This is a genomic window from Pelobacter seleniigenes DSM 18267 (genome assembly GCF_000711225.1).
GTDB lineage: Bacteria > Desulfobacterota > Desulfuromonadia > Desulfuromonadales > Geopsychrobacteraceae > Seleniibacterium > Seleniibacterium seleniigenes.
Genome location: NZ_JOMG01000001.1, coordinates 12,501 through 29,653, shown reverse-complemented (window position 1 = coordinate 29,653; position 17,153 = coordinate 12,501). Strand labels below are relative to the sequence as shown.

The following is a 17,153-nucleotide window of genomic DNA, read 5'->3' as shown; positions in this document are numbered from 1 at the left end:
GGCACCTTCTCCTGTTTCGCAAGGGGGAAGGTGCCGAATTTTTTTTTGGCGGTAAGAACTGACTGCTGCAGATTAAAACCAGGCTGATCAAGAACAATATTTCAAACATCTCTTTTCTCCTGCCTATTAAGTTTTGTGGGGACTCTTTCATTATCCCCGCGGCTGTGACAGAAAAAGACACAGCTGTTTAATGCCGCCCCAGAACCACTTCGGACCTGATCCCTGCATGTTCTCTTATAAATCCGACCGGTGGTATGACTGTCGATTGACAGAGATGCGGAAAATCGTATACAGTATGCAATGTTTTGTTGCTGATCAGGGGGATTCCCCGTTTGAAATGTCCATTGAATAAACAAGAAAAATAAGCCCTTATGAATGGAGGAGTGAATGATTGAACAATATTTGAAGCAGCAGGAAGAGCGTAATGCACAAGGCATCCCAGCGTTGCCTTTGAGTCCTGAACAGACTGTAGAGCTGTGCGCCTTGCTGGAGTCACCACCGGCTGGAAAAGAAGAATTTCTGCTCGAGCTTTTAACGCAGCGAATCTCCCCCGGGGTCGACCCTGCTGCTGAAGTGAAGGCTGCGTTTCTTGATGCAATCATCAAGGGCGAAAAACAGTCTCCCATTATTGATGCCGTCAAAGCGGTTGAGATTTTGGGCACAATGATCGGCGGGTACAATGTTCAGCCACTCATAAAAGCGTTGGCAATGCCCGCTTTGGCCGATGCCGCAGCCAAAGCCCTGTCCGGCATGACCTATGTTTATGACGCCGCTCAGCAAATCATTCAGATGGCAGAGGCTAATCCGGCGGCAAAACAAGTGGTCGAGTCTTGGGCTGCGGCAGAATGGTTCACCAACAAACCACAAATCCCTGAGACCATTACTGTCAAAGTATTTAAGGTTGAAGGTGAAATTAATACCGATGATTTCTCTCCGGCCGGAGATGCCTGGAGTCGACCGGATATCCCACTTCACGCTCTGGCCATGGGGAAAACGCGGTTCCCCGGTGGTATCAGCGAGATCGCCAAGTGGCGTCAGGAAGGCCATCAGGTCGCTTTTGTCGGCGATGTTGTCGGTACCGGCTCCTCGCGTAAGTCTGCCTGTAACAGTGTCCTTTGGCATATTGGGGAGGATATCCCCTGTGTCCCCAATAAACGCCGCGGTGGGGTTATTATTGGCGGGGTTATTGCGCCTATTTTCTTCAATACCGCTCAGGACTCCGGAGCGTTGCCCCTGCGTATGGATGTGACTCAGCTGAATATGGGCGATATCGTCACCATCAATACGGTTAAAGGAGAGGTGACCAACCAGGCTGGCGAGGTTCTGACCACTTTTGAAATCAAACCGAATACGGTTCCTGACGAATACCGCGCCGGTGGCCGGATTCCCCTGATTATTGGGCGTTCGGTAACGACCCAGGCCAGGGTGGCTCTTGAACTGAAAGAAATTGATCTGTTTGCGGTCCCTGAAAACCCCACTCCGAAAGCCGAGCAAGGTTATTCTTTGGCCCAGAAAATGGTGGGACGTGCCTGTGGTGTCAAGGGCGTTCTGCCGGGCACTGCCTGTGAACCGAAGATGACCACGGTTGGTTCGCAGGATACGACCGGCCCGATGACCGCGGATGAATTGAAGGAACTGGCTTGTCTTAAGTTCCAGTCACCGATGTTCATGCAGTCGTTTTGCCATACCGCAGCTTATCCCAAGCCGGCCGATGTCAAGATGCACAAGACTCTGCCGCAATTTATCTCCGAGCGCGAAGGTGTCGCGCTGAAACCGGGGGACGGCGTTATTCACTCCTGGCTGAATCGTCTGTTGGTTCCTGATACTGTCGGCACCGGCGGCGATTCCCACACCCGGTTCCCGATTGGGATCAGTTTCCCGGCCGGCTCCGGTCTGGTTGCTTTTGCCGGGGCGCTTGGTTTTATGCCCCTGGATATGCCTGAATCGGTCCTGGTTCGCTTCAAAGGTGAATTGAACGAAGGTATTACCTTGCGCGATGTTGTCAATGCCATTCCTTATCAGGCTATTAAGGATGGTTTGCTGACCGTGCCCAAGAAGAACAAGAAAAATATTTTCAACGGACGCATTCTGGAAATGGAAGGGTTACCTGATCTGTCGGTTGAGCAGGCTTTTGAGTTGACGGATGCCGCTGCAGAGCGATCTGCCGCTGCTGGATGTATCCAACTCTCGGAAGAGAGTGTCTGTCAGTATCTGCGCTCCAATATCGCCTTGATGGAGAAAATGATTGCCGATGGCTACCAGCATCCGGAAACCCTGCGGAAACGGATCGATGCGGTCAAGGATTGGCTGAAAGAACCCAAGCTGCTTGAAGCCGATAAAAATGCCGAATATGCTGCCGTCATTGAAATCGATCTGGCTGAGATTACCGAACCGATCCTGGCCTGTCCGAATGATCCGGATGATGTCAAGCTGTTGTCCGAGGTTGCCGGCACCGAGATCCAGGATGTGTTCCTGGGGTCCTGCATGACCAATATCGGTCATTTCCGTGCCGCTGCGGAAATCTGGCGGGGTGAAAAATATAATCCCGTCGTCAGAACCTGGGTTTGCCCGCCGACGCGGATGGATCAGGCGAAGCTCAAGGAGGAGGCGGTGTTCGCTCTCTTCGGAGCCAAGGGGGCACGGATTGAAATTGCTGGCTGCTCGCTCTGCATGGGGAACCAGGCTCGGGTTCCGGATGGAGTCAATGTTTATTCAACAAGTACTCGGAATTTTGACGACCGGATGGGGAACGGTGCTCAGGTGTTTCTCGGTTCTGCCGAACTTGGTGCAGTTACTGCCAATTTGGGTAAGTTGCCGACACCTCAGGAGTATTTTGCCGTATACAAAGAGCGGGTTGCTCCAAATGTCGAAAGGATTTACCAATACCTGCAATTTGATCAGATGGAAGAATACTCTCACTGATCAAGCATATTGAATAGCTTGTCAAAGAGCCATCCTGGTGACCGGATGGCTCTTTTTTTATGAGGAGAGTGAAAGGGGGCTTTATTTTATTCTTTTTTTGACCCAGTAATGGAAAACTGTCAGACCTAAAAGCAGCAGGATGAGCAGGCCGAAACGACCACTCAGGCTTTGCGCATTTTGCCAGCTGCTGCCACCGAAAAAACCCAGTCCCGGGTAGCAGATACCCCACAAGATTGCGCTGATGACCGCATAAATCAAGAATGGGCGACGGGTCATTCCTGACAGCCCGGCGATAAACGGAGTGATTCCTCTGATCGGGCCGAGAAAACGGGCGAAAAAGATACTTTTGCCTCCATGGTCAACAAAAAATGATTCGGACAGGCTGACCAACCTGTGGTGTTTTTGAAAGACCTGCAAGCGGAGGAAGATCGAACCATAACGGAGGCCCAACCAAAAACTGAGCATATCGCCCAGTAATGCGCCGGTCGCGCTAACTGAAATAAGAGGGAGCAGGCTGGCTTTCCCATGCACGACCAGAAAGCCGGCGAGAACGATGAGAGTGCTGCCCGGAACCAGCAGCCCGATCAGCGGCAATGATTCGCTGAAGGCGATCAGGAAGATCACCCAGAAGTATCCATTGCCATCCGGCAGAAAAGCAGTTACCTGTTCTAGCCAGTTATCCATGTTCGCCTGGATCCGTTTCGAAGCGCTTTCTCCAGTGATCAAAAATAAGAGCGTTGTCTTTTCCGTATTTTAACAGCTTCCAGCGGACTTCGTCCGGCGATTTTTCGCGGTCGCGGTTTTTTTTACCTTTGCTGTAAAACAGATCGGCGTAGCAGATGATTTCTTCCTCAAGAGTTTCGGGACGCATGTCCCGAGCCGGCAGCGGAAGGCTCTGACTCACAATCGCATCTACACTCAGGCCGACGCCGACGTGGCGTTCACAGACCCTGGCGTGGCGGGGCAGGCCTTCGCTGTCGAGGATTTCCCGGCCACGGACCCCGTGTTGAATATAAGGGCCGCTGCCGTGACAACCGAGCTCCGGTGTATCGGTCATGACGATGCCGATATCGTGCAACATGGCGGCTTCAGCGATGAATCCAAGGTCTATCTGAAGCCCTTGCCGTTGCAAGCGACGGGCAATTTGCAATGCTTTGCGACAAACCAGGCGGCTGTGGCTGAGAAGAATACGATACGCTTTTGGACTGTCCTGGCAGTATTTCTGTAGAATCAGTGGCGGCTTGATGGCGGTTGTCATAGGTTTATTGTGCTTTTCCGTGGTCGAGGCTGAGGATTTCCTGCAAACTGTCAACAGCATCTTGAAAGCTGGCATCGATCAGGCGCCATTGCGCCGTGGGATATTCCAGGGTGACTACAAAATCATGATGTTGCCCTGATATTGCAATTGCCTGATATTGTTCACAACCTTGTTGCCAGATCACGGCTTTCGCGGGGCCCAAAGGATGATTGTAATCCATGATCTGCGGTTCTTTTGTCGTGCGCAATACACCGCTCTCTGTTTTTAACCACTGTGCTATTGCCTCGCTATTGTGCTTGGGCAAAGTGACGACTGACAGCGTTCCAGGGCAGTTGTCTTCCGAGCTGATGCTCCACACAACCCTGTTCTCCCGATATTTCGGGGATGATACCGGGATATAACGGATTTGCCAGTTTTGCGGGTGATTGATGGCAAACTCATGCTTGGCATCAATATAAAGCTGTTCATCGGTTTTGCTTGTGAGCTCCTGCTGAGGCAAAGGTTTTTGACAGCCGAGCATGCACATGCAAAGAATGATAGCGAATAAAAAAAATCGTTGCATGGAAATTTGCAAGAACTTTTCAGTCCTGCCAGGTGATACAGGCAACCGGACAGCTGTCCATGGCTTCTTCGATTTTGTCTTCGCTGTCTCCGCACGGATTATGAATGCCGGCTTTGTGTTCCGAGACCATGTGGAAGACTTTTGGGCAAATACGGGTGCAGGTTTCACAACCGATGCAGGCATCGGCATCCAGGTAGGGGATTCGGGGCATGTGTTCTCCTTTTGATTGTTTGGTTATCTTTTCTTTTGAAGGCCGCGTTCATTATCCAATATTCAGGCATGGTTTGACAAATCATCAATTATATTTTTTTGAAAATCGGATATATTGGATTCCTAATTTAATACTGTCCGAGGGAGTGTCGGTTTGGCCGGAAAAATGGGGTTGAAGATTGAAATCCTTATGACGTTGATTTTGCTGATCTCCGCGGCTCTTTCGCTGGGCGGCTTACTTATGCTGCGCGGGACTGGGGATAAACTTATTCAACAGCGGATCAGAAATTTAAATACGTTGACCAGTATTCTCGATCAAGCTGCGGGGAAACTTATCGTACAAGCTGCTGAGCCAAGATATTTATCTGAGCTTCAGGATCTTATTAACGTAGCATGTGCCGAAAGCAAATGTGAAGCCTGGTGGCTTTACGATTATGATCTGAAGCCAATCGACAATTATAACCCTGAATCCATATTGGCGATCAGTGCCGCTCGGCGACAGGAGGCTAAACTTTCGAAAAAACGGGATATCGAACTCGTATCAACACAGCAATTTGGATTGTTTTTTGATAGAGCTCCGAAGGTATTGATTGCCCTGCCATTATTCCATAAAAACAAATTTTCCGGACTGTTGGAACTGCATTTCAGCCTAAAAGATATCCATGTCGATCTTTATGATTCGGCACGGGTTCTGATGGTGTACGTTGCCTTATATGGAATTGTCCTGATAGGGGCCGGTTATTACCTTTTCCAGCGGAATATTATTAAACCGGCCCGGTTGATGCTGCAGGCTACGGAGGCGGTGAGCAGAGGAGATCTTGAGCTTCGTTTGCCGACCGAAGGACCTTATGAAATCTCACAAATAGCTAAGGCTTACAACCATATGGTGGTCGCACTTCAATCGAGTCAGGCGGAGACCCGGGAGCATATTGCCGGTTTGGAAAAAGCAAACCAGCAACTCGGGCAGGCGCGGGAAGAACTGATCCGTAGTGAAAAAATGTCCTCAATCGGACAGTTGGCTGCTGGGTTGGCACACGAATTAGGAAATCCTCTGGCAGCTATTATCGGTTATCTGGAACTTCTGAAACAGCAGCGTCAAGGAACAGCTGAAAAAGAGATCATTGAACGCTCTCTAAATGAAACCGCCCGGATCGATTTTTTGGTTCGGGAGCTGTTGGATTTTGCCAAGCCGGATAATAGTCAGCATTCAGACCATATCGATTTTACGGTTGAATTGCGCGCTTGCCTGGCTCTACTCCGTCATCAGGGCCAGCTTGACAGAATTGAGGTCGTTGATCGGTTGCCTGATGCATTGCCTTTATTGGCGGTGAACCGGCAAAAAATCAAACAAGTATTTGTCAACATTATCCTGAATGGGGTGCAAGCCTGTGACACTGGTGGGGTGCTGGAGTTGTCTGGGGGGGAAGATGGAACCGATATCTGGGTGACGATTGAGGATAACGGGGCAGGCATTTCCAAGGATGATTTAAGGCGAATCTTTGACCCGTTTTTTACGACCAAAAGTCCTGGCCAAGGGACCGGGTTGGGTTTAACTGTCTGTCATCGCTTTGTTGATGAAGCCGGTGGCAGGATCACTGTTGACTCAGAAGTCGGTTGTGGGACGAAGTTTACAATTATTTTTCCATTGATAACAAGTGTCGAGGATGCAAAAAATGCCTGATACTATGAATGCATTTTTTGCATAGATTATTGTTTTTTTCCTATTTTCCTTCCTTATCTGGCTGAAAAACAGATTCTTTCCGGTTGGCTTAAGTCTTGCTTAGTAGAAAGATTTAAATACAATTTGGGAGGGATTTTTATATGGGCCTGTCAAAATTGCCTCGGTGTAAAAGAAAGAAGAACCAGGGTGTCACTCTGCTGGAACTAATCGTAGTTTTGGCTATTTTCGGAATCATGACTGCTGTTGCTGTGCCTTATCTGCGTCCCACGACTGAGCAGGCTGAGCTTCGTGCTGCTGCACAGGAACTGTACGGATATTTTCAACGGGCAAAGGTTGAGGCGGCAAAAAAGAACCTTCCTGTGGCAATTATTTTTACCCTGTCCGGGACCAACAAGTATACGGTTTTTGTTGATAGTAATAATGATAAAATTTTGGACTCAGGAGAACAGGTGATCGCGGATATCTCCCTGAGGCCGCAGCAGATATTTGCATCATCAACTTTTCCTGGAGGGGGTGCGGAAACTGGGTTCACACCCAATGGCTTGCCGTCAGGGGGAGCGGGGACGATCGTCATAAAAGATATCAACACTGGAGCTTCTTTTGCTTTATCAACTTCAGTTGCCGGCAATATTTCTTTGGAATAAAGGTCTGCTATGAATCATAACGAAAACCATTTCTGGATTGAATCAGGCTTTACGCTTGTTGAGTTATTGGTTGCTGTTGCCGTTGCCGGGATTCTTGGAACTGGAATCATGTCCCTTTATATAAATAATTCCAAAACCTACGAAACGCAAAACCTGGTTACGGAAGCACAGCAGAACGTCAGGGCAGGCATGAATGCCCTGACCCGCGATATTCAAATGGCCGGTTTTGATCCGGATAAAATCGCATCTGCAGGCTTTTTGCAGGCCGGGACAGGTTCTCTTCAGGTCACTATGGATTTGGATAGAAATGGAACCATTGCGAGCGGTGACGAAAATGTGACCTATGCCATTAACGGCTCCGGGCATCTTGGTAGAAACACCAATACTGTAGCCGAAAATGTGACCGCACTGGGCTTTGCTTATTCGATAGACTCGGATAACGATGGCCAACTGGATGTTGATGACAATGGGACCCCGGGAGATTTGACGGATGATCGACTCATCTGGGCAGTCATTGGTGCAAATGGAAATTGGTGGGATCTAGATACGGACGGAGACGGCACTATAGCACTTGCAGACGACTCCGACGGGGATGATTTGATCAATGGTGTGGATACTGGGATTGCGGCTGACCTTGATGATATCAGAGCCGTAAAAATTTGGTTATTGGTCGAAACTTCAAGACAGGATAGGACGGGCGGGCCGACCTTGGACTTTGTCGTAGGGGATCGGGTTGTCCATTCCAATGACGGGTTAAGAAGGCGCCTGCTGGTGACTTCCGTAAATTGCCGCAATATGGGGATTTGAGAATGCATGTGTTACAAAGCCAAAAGGGATTTTCCCTGATTGAGGTTATTGTCTCTCTCACGATCTTTACTGCCGGGCTTCTTGCTGTTGCCACGATGCAACTGACATCTGTTTCCGGAAACCTTTCGGCACGAACAGCTGTGGAGTCGGTTGCTGTCGGGCAGGATGTTGCCGAGACTTTTCAAGGGTTGAGCTTTGATCATCCTGATCTTGCTGTCGGTGATCATGGGCCTGTTACTGAGGGAAACTACAGCTATTCATGGAATGTTGTTGAAGATTCGATAATGCCTGGAACCAAGACCATTGCTCTGGCCGTGCAATATAACCAGGGGGCTGCCTCGAAACGGACCCGTATAACTTTATTGAAGCCTAATGTTCTCTAAAAAGGATGATTGATTATGAAATTCTTTTCGAGTTTGCAGAACGAGTCCGGCGCTGCATTGATGATGGCTATTATGATGCTGGTTTTGCTGACTGTTATTGGTTTGAGTGCCTTAAAAAATACCGACTTGCAGTTGTATATTGCGGGCAATGAAAAATTAAATACCCAGACATTTTATGCCGCCGATGCTGGAAATGAAGTCAGTAAAGAGTTAGTTGAAGAGATTGTCGAAGCCCGGGGATGGAAAAATGAATCCGGTACGGAGAAAACCATCGACAATGTCACGATTTACAATAAAGACCTCTGGAATAATAGCCCCTTGCCGGATGATCCCACTGCGGATAGTCCCGGTCCGACAAACCGCGATATTAGTTTGCCCTTTGGGCAGGGAAACACCTATCTGCGGGTAGGCGGTCGGGGAATGCTAGCTTTTGGCGGCGCCATTCAGATGGCTGCTGGCTATGAGGGCATTGGGAAGGGGGCCGCAGGGCGAGGTTCCTGGAAGATTTACAATGTACGTTCCCATCACGAAGGCGTGAATAACAGTGAGGAACAGATTCGCGGCCGGTGGCGTCATGTCAATTAACATCTTCGGTCGATTGAGGAAGGCCAGGAAATGAGAAAAACAATTTTAGTTTTAGTGGGATTTATGCTGTTTGTCGGAGTTCCTTTTGCAGTCGCTGCTGGCGGTCCCTGGGGGCATTGGACTCAGGGAAAGGTGACGCGTTCTCCCTGGAGTGAAGGAAAGTTTCAGAAGATAGAAGTAGACGGCATTTCTTATTCCTTCATGTCCAGCGCAAAACTTTACCGGCAGCAAAGAGAACAACGCGGCATGGTCAAAGAAATCACCATTCGTCCAGAGAATATTTATCGGACCCAGAAAGTCAACATGCTTGTGCAGGGCTTCAGGATCTATGAACTGAAGGTTCAGCCTTAAGGGGATGTGTCAGATGAAACTGAGACCATATATTCTGGTTATAATTGCGTCCATATTGACTGCGATAGTCGTGGGGCCGTTCTCCGTGTGGGCTGAAACTGTTGATGATTACAGCCTCCTGCCGCCGTTCGTCAATGCCGGGGTGCCACCTCTGGTCATGTTGACCATGGCGAGAAATCATAAATTATATTATGAAGCCTATAATGATATTTCTGATCTCGATGGCGATGGCGTTCTCGACATTGGTTACAAAGGGTATAATGTTGCTGCGGATGGCAGCGATCATTCTGCTTCGGCCATCGATTACTATGGCTATTTTGATTCGTTCAAATGTTACGAGTATGACAGTACAAATGATCGGTTCAATCCGGTCAAAGTGACGGCTAATAAGGTTTGCAACAGTTCTTCGACCGCAGTTTCGGCCAGGACCTGGAGCGGTGATTTCCTGAACTATCTGACCATGTCGCGCATGGATACCCTGCGCAAGGTTCTGTTTGGTGGTTACCGTGTCGTCGATTCGACCAGTGAAACGGTTCTGGAGCGGGTTTTTATCCCGCAGGATGCCCATACCTGGGGGAAGGAATACGGTAGTTATTACGATTCCCACGGCAATCTTATTGAGCCGGCCTACAATATTACAGATCTCACCCCGCTAGATGCCCCACCAGTTAACAAAAGGCACCTCTTTGCAAGTACCAGTCTCGGCAATTCCAGCCCTCCGGTTCTACGGGTTATGCCCAACAGTAGCCACCGGATTTGGGAGTGGGTCTCTAAAGAGCGTCCAGTGGCTGACGATAGTCTCGAAGATTTGAGCGGTGGCGGGGTCTATACAGGTCACCCCGCAAATACTGCTGAATTTAAAGCCTTGGTTGACGAATTTGCAACTTCCGCCCATCTGCAGGGTGCGCAAGAGGTTTCGCAAATTAATGGTAGTGGCAACCCTTTTGGAGACGACGATTATTACCTGACGGTTTTTGACGGCAAAATCTCCATCCCGACAGGGAAACAGGGAACTTATTATTTTGCAGTGAATGGAGATGATGCTGTCGAGGTTTTTGTCGATGGCGGAGATACCCCGGTGGCAGGCTGGTATGGTGGGCACGGTTCAACCAGTTTCGCAACAGCTGTTTCAACTTACTACGGTTCAATTGATCTTAGTGCAGGTGAGCATATCGTCGAGTTTCATCATCAGGAAGCCACGGGGAGCGACAACTATACCCTTTACTGGAAGGGGCCTGCCAGCGACAATGCCTGGCAGATTGTCCCTGCCTCTGCTTTTGTAGATCTTAACCAGTCGGTCTATGATGTTGATCGGAGTTCGGTTGCAGCCTCCGTCATTACCGATTATGAGGTGCGGGTCACTGTCTGTGATGCGGCTTTTCCGGAAAGCAACTGCAAGCAGTACCCGGATGGTACGTTGAAGCCGGTTGGATTATTGCAGAAGCACGGTGAGACTGATCGGATGTATTTCGGACTAATGACCGGTTCCTACACCAAAAATACCTCTGGTGGTGTCTTACGTAAAAATATCGGTAGTATTACTGACGAGATTAATCTTGATACCGGACAGTTTACCAGTGTTAACGGCATTATTTCGACCATTAATAAACTGCGGATTGTCGATTTTGATTATGGATCCCACAGTTATAACAGTAACTGCGGATGGATCACCACCCGACCTATTGCCGAGGGTGAGTGTCGCATGTGGGGAAATCCCATCGGCGAAATGATGTTCGAAACATTGCGCTACTTTGCCGGGAAGGGGAGCCCAACCACCACCTTTAAATATGGTACCGATTCCGGTCTGGATGATAATGAACTCGGACTTCCCAAGCCGGCCTGGCAGGATCCTTACGCAACCTATGCCGAATGCGCCAAGCCGTTTATGCTGGTTCTGAGTGACCCGAACAATAACTTTGATTCAGATTCAGTTCCTGGATCCTATTTTTCAAACTTTTCCAGTGATATCAGTGGATTTGACGCTGAAGACCTGGCTGACTTCATCAGCCTTGAAGAAGCTATCGGCGGCAAATATTTCATCGGACAATCGGCATCTAATAAAGATGGCGCGCCAACCGAGAAAAGTGTTGATTCTCTTGGCGATATTCGTGGGCTTGCGCCAGAAGAACCGACCAAGCAGGGCAGCTATTATCCGGCCAGTGTCGCTTATTTCGGTCGAACCAATGAAATTAATGCAGCAGCCCCTTCCGCCAGGCTCACGACATTCTCAGTTGCTCTGTCTTCGCCTTTACCGCGTATTGAAATAGATACAGACGGCAACTCTGAATTTGACATCACGATAGTTCCCTTTGCCAAATCCGTTGGCGGTAATAGCATCAGTGCCTCAAAAGATGATTTTCAACCAACCAATACTATTGTCGATGTGTTTATGCAGGAGCAGACTCCAACCTATGGCAAGTTTCGCATCAACTTTGAAGACGTCGAACAAGGTGCCGACCACGATATGGATGCCATCGCAATCTATGAATATTTTGTCAATAACGACGGTACCCTGACGATCAATGTGAACTCTGAATATGCGGCCGGGGGAATGATTCAACACATGGGGTATGTCATATCCGGGACCACCCATGACGGGACCTACCTTGTCGTTCGGGATGCGGATACCGGGGCAAGCAGTGATCCGGATTATTTCCTCGATACCCCGCCTGGAGTGCTGCCGGGCGGAGATTGGGATGATAACGTCGCTTTGCCGCTGACCAGTACCAGGACCTTTACTCAATCCGGAACTCCCGCCACTATTCTGCAAAGTCCGTTGTGGTATGCCGCCAAATGGGGTGGGTTTGAAGAAAAAGGAGGGACCGCCAATGCTCCGGATCTGCAGGAGGAGTGGGATGAGGGTCCTGGTGCTCCTGACGGCGATCCAGATACTTATTTTTATGTCACCAATCCCCTTTATCTGGAGCAGCAACTGGGGCGTTCCTTTGCGGATATACTGCGCCGCAGTTCTTCCGGTACTGCGGCTTCCGTTATCTCAAGCAGCCGTTCGGGAGAGGGGGCCATTTATCAATCACTTTTCTACACCACCCAAACGGATTCCGCCGGGAATAGCGTCGTTTGGACCGGGCAAACCCATAGTTTGTTTGTGGATGCCTATGGGAATATGCGGGAAGACACCAACCGCAACGGCATTTTGGATATGACGGAAGATAAAATTGTCATTTTTACTGAAAATTCCAACAATGGGGGAATCCAGACCGTTGTTGACAAGTATCTTGATGTCAATGGTGACGGTCAGTTGATCGGGGATGAAGAGACAGCTACAGATGTGTCGACGGATGTTAACGAGCTGATGTTTGTCTGGACTTCAAGCCAGTGGCTGAATGAATTGTCCGATGCTGATGTCCTCACTAATCGTAGCAGCTATATTTCCGCGACTGATCGACGTTACATCATGACCTTTATCGATGCCGATCACGATATGATTGCCGACAGCGGTGAGATGAAGCCCTTCGTTGCTTCGGACAATACCATTCTCCCGTATGTTCACGGCATGTCGCCGTTCGATATTACCCTTCTGCCTGAAGACCTTAATGATATTAGAATCAATGATTTGACGGATTATTCATCTGCCCTGACGGCTTTTCAGACTCAGCAGCGGCAGAGGGTGATTAATTATATCCGTGGAGAGGATCAGGGGGAACAGTCGATCACTGTTGCCGGTCATACTCTGACCCTGCCGGCCATGCGACCGAGAAAATTCAATCAGGATTCAGACAACAATGTTGAAACCTGGCGTTTGGGGGATATCGTTTATTCCACGCCGACGGTTGTTGGAACACCCAGTGAAGATTACGATCTGCTCTATTATGATTCGAGCTATACGGATTTTTACCTGCGTTATCAAAAACGCCGCAACGTTGTTTATGTTGGCGCCAACGATGGTATGCTCCATGCCTTTAACGGTGGTTTTTATGACAGCCTGACCAAAGGATTTTATCGTGCTTATGACCCTGGTGAAACCAATGCCTACAGTAATCCTTCTGATACCCCGGTTTTGGGAGAAGAACTCTGGGCTTATGTTCCTTTCAACCTGTTGCCTCATCTGTATTGGTTGACAGACCAGGGCTATGATCTTGAAAAACATGTCGCCTATATGGACCTCAAGCCGCGGATTTTCGATGCCAAAATATTTACCGCCGATGATGCGGATGGCACCCACCCCCATGGCTGGGGCACGGTCATGGTCGTGGGGATGAGGTTCGGTGGTGGCGCCTTGGCGGCTGATACCAATTTCGACAACACCAAGACAGATGCTTCTTCCGCTGCGGAGCCGGTCATGAGATCTGCTTATGTGGTTATGGATATCACCGACCCGGAACAGCCCCCTAAGCTTTTGGCTGAATTGTCTTTTCCTGACCTGGGCTTTACGACATCTTACCCAACCGTCGCAGTTTTTGAAGATCGGGGAGATTTGTTGACTACACCGTCTTCAGCGGCCCATTCCTGGTATCTGGCGATTGGTTCGGGTCCCTATGATTCCGCAACTGGAGGTGCTGGCGGAGAGGCTCTCTCTGATGCAACCAGTGACCAATCTGCCAAGGTTTATCTGGTGGATTTGGAAGAACTGGCAAAAAATGGGGCACTGAAAGTTATTGATTCAAGTGGTGCCGTTGTCACTGGAGCTGTTAACGCGAAGGCGTTTGCCTCTGTAGATAGTAATGCATTTGTGTCGGATCTGGTTACGGCAGATTTCGATATAGACTATAAAGCCGATGCCATCTACTTTGGAACCGTCTCTGGCGATTTTGCCAGTGGATGGGGCGGCAAAATGCGAAGGCTGGTGTTCGACAATGACGATACTCCAAGTCATTGGGGCAATGATTCGACTCTGATCAACCTGGACAGCGTCAAAGACGGGCAGCCTATTACCGCGGCCCCGGCCATCGGTCTTTCAAAAACAAACATCGCCGGGGTTTATGATCGCTGGGTTTTCTTTGGAACCGGACGATTCTTTAACCGAAAAGACGTTAGTTCTGCAGTAACGGCTGATGACGTCCAATCTTACTATGGAATCAAAGAGCCTTTTGACCTGAGTTCAGGAAGCCCGGTCTATACTTGGGGTACCGTGAGTAATACCGCCTTACTTGATACGACAAGGGCGCGTGTCTTTGAAGACGGTTACAGTGTCTTTCTCGATTATCTGAATACCTCGACCCTCACAGATTTCAATTCATTGCTTACCAAGATGAGGTCAGTGCCGGGGGACAGCGATTTTGTTCCGGGGTGGCGTTTTGATCTAACCACGGCTCGGGAAAGAAACCTTGGTCAAGCTTCCCTGCTGGGGGAATTGCTGACTTTTACCACTTATATACCGGCGGAAAATGATTGTGAGATCGAAGGTCAGGGCAACTTGTATGCGCCTTATTTCCTGACCGGGACCGCTTATAAAAATTCGATTCTTGGTTATACCGATGTGACGATCAATGAAGATCGGGATGGGGACTCTGTAAAAGAAACCACTGTCAAAGAAGTTGCCCGAAATATCTCCATTGGTAGAGGCATGACCTTGACACCTAACCTGCATGTTGGTCGTGGTCAGGGGAGTAAAGCGTTCCTGCAGACCAGCACCGGAGGTATCCTTGGTTACGAGCAACAGAATCCAGGCGCGACGAAAAGTGGTGTGATTTCCTGGGAAGTTGAATAATTTATTCTGATCGAGGGATGAAAAGATCGCTCTTCTCATCCCTCGATTTTTTCTAATTGGCCAGCGCTTAGCGTTAAGCTCTTGCCCCCTCGCGCTATGCCCAGGTTTGACCTTTTGTAGGCCTTCTCTTGACGGACCTTCGTTTCCCATCTTCCAAATAAAAGCTTGTCTATTCAAGAATAGACCCGCTAATATCTGAAACGCAAAACTATTCCTTCTATTATTAACGGGTTGTTTTACAATATGATTATCATGAGTTCTTTATCCGAATTGCCGGATGATTTTGGCCCTTGTGTCTTGACCTTAGGTAACTTTGATGGTGTTCATCTTGGTCATCGGGAGCTGTTCCGCAGCTTGATCAAGTCGGCTCGGCAATTGGGTTGTCCTTCTGTAGTTTGTACCTTCAATCCTCATCCGCTGAAATTTCTTGCCCCTGATAAAGCTCCCCGATTGCTGAATACCGAGGACGAAAAGCAGCGCTTGATTGCGGCTTCCCATGTTGATTATCTGCTGAATATTCCCTTTACCCATGAATTTGCTAAAATGCCTCCTGAGCAGTTTGTTGATGATGTTCTGGTTGGGAGACTCAACGTTTGCAAGCTTATCGTGGGTTATGATTATGCCTTTGGGAAAGACCGTGAGGGAGATGGAGTCTTTTTGCAGCGCTATGGAGAAAATCACAATTTTAAGGTTGAGGTGATGCAGCCAGTCGGTGCCGACGGATTACCTTACAGTTCAACCAGAATTCGCAATCTGATTACCGAAGGTCGGGTTGCTGAAGTCGTTAATCTATTAGGGCGACAGTATAATCTTGAGGGGCGAGTTGTGCCAGGTTTCCAGCGTGGGCGGAAAATGGGATTCCCAACCGCAAATCTGGAAACCGATAAGGAATTGCTTCCTGCTCCTGGGGTCTATGCGGTCAAGGTTCGTTTTGATCAACAGGAGTACAGTGCGGTTGCAAATCTTGGAAATCGGCCGACGTTTTCCGACGGCTTGTCAACCATAGAAGTGCATCTGCTGGACTTTTCAGGAGACTTGTACGGGCAAAGGATGCGGATGTATTTTGTCGAACGGCTTCGTGATGAAAAAAAGTTTGCTGATCTTGGCGCCTTGTCAAAGGCCATCGCCGACGATGTGTTGTGCGCTCGCCAGATCCTCCAGGAAACCCGGATAATTCAATATCAGGAGTACCTTTCGCTACGATAGGCTTTATATGTTGTTATCAGGAAAAAGCAAGGTTTACGGACTCTTTGGCGACCCGATCGCTCATTCTTTATCCCCGGCAATGCAAAATCATGCTTTCCGGCATTACGATATCGATGCTGTTTATGTGCCGTTCCATGTTTTTCCGGAGCAGCTGTCAAAAGCGGTTGACTCGTTGCGGGTTCTCAATATTGCCGGCGTTAATGTTACGGTTCCTCATAAAGAGCAAATCATTCCGTTGTTGGATCGGATTGATCCGGCAACTAAATTGATCGGCGCCGTGAATACTGTGGTGAATGAAAATGGTGTTTTGGTTGGTTATAATACGGATGCTAGCGGATTTATCCGTTCCCTTAAAATCAACATGGATTTTGAACCATCCGGGAAACAGGTGCTTATACTCGGAGCTGGCGGCGCCTGTCGTGCGGTTCTGGTCGCGTTGGCTTTTGCTGGGGTTAAATCGATCACGGTTGCAAACAGGCATCCCGAACGGGCAGAAAAGCTTATTGCCACACTGGCCAGACATTTCTCAGATGTTGCGCTTTTCGCGACCGGGTACGACGAACAACCTTATCAAGATGGCCTGGACAATGCAGATTTAGTTGTCAATGCGACCTCTGTTGGTTTGTACGGGGAAACTCTAAATTTTTTACCATTGGAGCGTATTAAGGGTAGCGCGTTCATATACGATATGATATATTCGCTTTCTAAAACGACTCTTATTAAGAAAGCGCATGATTTAAATCTACTGTGTGACGATGGCCTGAGTATGCTTGCCGCCCAAGGAGAAGATGCGTTTGCTCTTTGGACGGGCGTTCAACCGTCTCCGGGATTTATGAGAGATTTTCTGATCCGGCGCCGTACTAATATGTAAAATGT

Annotated in this window: 14 protein-coding genes; 10 read left to right on the top strand and 4 right to left on the bottom strand. The window is 48.8% G+C overall.

The genetic code is table 11. The features are described from left to right. Window positions 1-387 precede the first annotated feature (387 nt). On the top strand, window positions 388-2,922 hold the full coding sequence (locus N909_RS0100130; protein ID WP_029909548.1) for a bifunctional aconitate hydratase 2/2-methylisocitrate dehydratase: 2,535 nt from the start codon (window positions 388-390) through the stop codon (window positions 2,920-2,922). Between the two features lie 81 nt (window positions 2,923-3,003). Here N909_RS0100130 and N909_RS0100125 read toward each other — a convergent pair whose 3' ends face one another. From N909_RS0100125 to N909_RS0100110, 4 genes are read right to left on the bottom strand one after another with little or no spacing between them, the layout of a single operon-like run. Then, complete coding sequence (locus N909_RS0100125) at window positions 3,004-3,606, bottom strand: DedA family protein (RefSeq protein ID WP_051689398.1); 603 nt, start codon at window positions 3,604-3,606, stop codon at window positions 3,004-3,006. Next, on the bottom strand, window positions 3,599-4,180 hold the full coding sequence (locus N909_RS0100120; protein ID WP_029909541.1) for an HD domain-containing protein: 582 nt from the start codon (window positions 4,178-4,180) through the stop codon (window positions 3,599-3,601). Before N909_RS0100120 ends, N909_RS0100125 begins: the two co-directional genes overlap by 8 nt. 4 nt (window positions 4,181-4,184) lie before the next feature. Beyond that, the gene (locus N909_RS0100115) at window positions 4,185-4,754 is read right to left on the bottom strand and encodes a hypothetical protein (protein ID WP_155005823.1); all 570 of its coding nucleotides are present in this window, start codon (window positions 4,752-4,754) and stop codon (window positions 4,185-4,187) included. 7 nt (window positions 4,755-4,761) lie between these two features. Next, window positions 4,762-4,953 carry a ferredoxin gene (locus tag N909_RS0100110; protein WP_029909537.1) on the bottom strand — a complete coding sequence of 64 codons (192 nt, stop codon included), beginning with the start codon at window positions 4,951-4,953 and terminating at the stop codon, window positions 4,762-4,764. Between the two features lie 153 nt (window positions 4,954-5,106). Here N909_RS0100110 and N909_RS0100105 point away from each other — a divergent pair, with 153 nt between their 5' ends. The 9 genes from N909_RS0100105 to N909_RS0100065 all read left to right on the top strand — a co-directional run bounded on the left by N909_RS0100105 (window position 5,107) and on the right by N909_RS0100065 (window position 17,148). Next, window positions 5,107-6,633, top strand: a complete 1,527-nt coding sequence (locus tag N909_RS0100105) for a sensor histidine kinase (protein WP_029909534.1) — start codon at window positions 5,107-5,109, stop codon at window positions 6,631-6,633. Between the two features lie 140 nt (window positions 6,634-6,773). Beyond that, window positions 6,774-7,277, top strand: a complete 504-nt coding sequence (locus N909_RS0100100) for a GspH/FimT family pseudopilin (RefSeq protein WP_029909531.1) — start codon at window positions 6,774-6,776, stop codon at window positions 7,275-7,277. Window positions 7,278-7,286: 9 nt separating this feature from the next. Continuing rightward, the gene (locus tag N909_RS0100095; protein WP_029909527.1) at window positions 7,287-8,084 is read left to right on the top strand and encodes a prepilin-type N-terminal cleavage/methylation domain-containing protein; all 798 of its coding nucleotides are present in this window, start codon (window positions 7,287-7,289) and stop codon (window positions 8,082-8,084) included. A gap of 2 nt (window positions 8,085-8,086) precedes the next feature. Further along, complete coding sequence (locus tag N909_RS0100090; RefSeq protein ID WP_029909524.1) at window positions 8,087-8,467, top strand: type IV pilus modification PilV family protein; 381 nt, start codon at window positions 8,087-8,089, stop codon at window positions 8,465-8,467. A 15-nt stretch (window positions 8,468-8,482) separates the two neighbouring features. Then, window positions 8,483-9,052, top strand: a complete 570-nt coding sequence (locus tag N909_RS24200; protein WP_029909521.1) for a pilus assembly PilX N-terminal domain-containing protein — start codon at window positions 8,483-8,485, stop codon at window positions 9,050-9,052. A gap of 30 nt (window positions 9,053-9,082) precedes the next feature. Beyond that, window positions 9,083-9,403, top strand: a complete 321-nt coding sequence (locus N909_RS0100080) for a hypothetical protein (RefSeq protein WP_155005822.1) — start codon at window positions 9,083-9,085, stop codon at window positions 9,401-9,403. A gap of 13 nt (window positions 9,404-9,416) precedes the next feature. Further along, window positions 9,417-15,071: a PilC/PilY family type IV pilus protein gene (locus tag N909_RS24195; RefSeq protein WP_051689397.1), complete on the top strand. Its 5,655-nt coding sequence runs from the start codon at window positions 9,417-9,419 to the stop codon at window positions 15,069-15,071. Window positions 15,072-15,314: 243 nt separating this feature from the next. Then, window positions 15,315-16,277, top strand: coding sequence for a bifunctional riboflavin kinase/FAD synthetase (locus N909_RS0100070; RefSeq protein WP_029909512.1), 963 nt, complete (start codon window positions 15,315-15,317; stop codon window positions 16,275-16,277). A gap of 7 nt (window positions 16,278-16,284) precedes the next feature. Further along, window positions 16,285-17,148 carry a shikimate dehydrogenase gene (locus tag N909_RS0100065; protein WP_029909509.1) on the top strand — a complete coding sequence of 288 codons (864 nt, stop codon included), beginning with the start codon at window positions 16,285-16,287 and terminating at the stop codon, window positions 17,146-17,148. Window positions 17,149-17,153: the final 5 nt, after the last annotated feature.

Coding starts and splice junctions, on each gene's coding strand:
- N909_RS0100130 (WP_029909548.1), top strand. CDS start 388: ATGATTGAACAATATTTGAAGCAGCAGGAAGAGCGTAATGCACAAGGC.
- N909_RS0100125 (WP_051689398.1), bottom strand. CDS start 3,606: ATGGATAACTGGCTAGAACAGGTAACTGCTTTTCTGCCGGATGGCAAT.
- N909_RS0100120 (WP_029909541.1), bottom strand. CDS start 4,180: ATGACAACCGCCATCAAGCCGCCACTGATTCTACAGAAATACTGCCAG.
- N909_RS0100110 (WP_029909537.1), bottom strand. CDS start 4,953: ATGCCCCGAATCCCCTACCTGGATGCCGATGCCTGCATCGGTTGTGAA.
- N909_RS0100100 (WP_029909531.1), top strand. CDS start 6,774: ATGGGCCTGTCAAAATTGCCTCGGTGTAAAAGAAAGAAGAACCAGGGT.
- N909_RS0100095 (WP_029909527.1), top strand. CDS start 7,287: ATGAATCATAACGAAAACCATTTCTGGATTGAATCAGGCTTTACGCTT.
- N909_RS0100090 (WP_029909524.1), top strand. CDS start 8,087: ATGCATGTGTTACAAAGCCAAAAGGGATTTTCCCTGATTGAGGTTATT.
- N909_RS24200 (WP_029909521.1), top strand. CDS start 8,483: ATGAAATTCTTTTCGAGTTTGCAGAACGAGTCCGGCGCTGCATTGATG.
- N909_RS0100080 (WP_155005822.1), top strand. CDS start 9,083: ATGAGAAAAACAATTTTAGTTTTAGTGGGATTTATGCTGTTTGTCGGA.
- N909_RS24195 (WP_051689397.1), top strand. CDS start 9,417: ATGAAACTGAGACCATATATTCTGGTTATAATTGCGTCCATATTGACT.
- N909_RS0100070 (WP_029909512.1), top strand. CDS start 15,315: ATGATTATCATGAGTTCTTTATCCGAATTGCCGGATGATTTTGGCCCT.
- N909_RS0100065 (WP_029909509.1), top strand. CDS start 16,285: ATGTTGTTATCAGGAAAAAGCAAGGTTTACGGACTCTTTGGCGACCCG.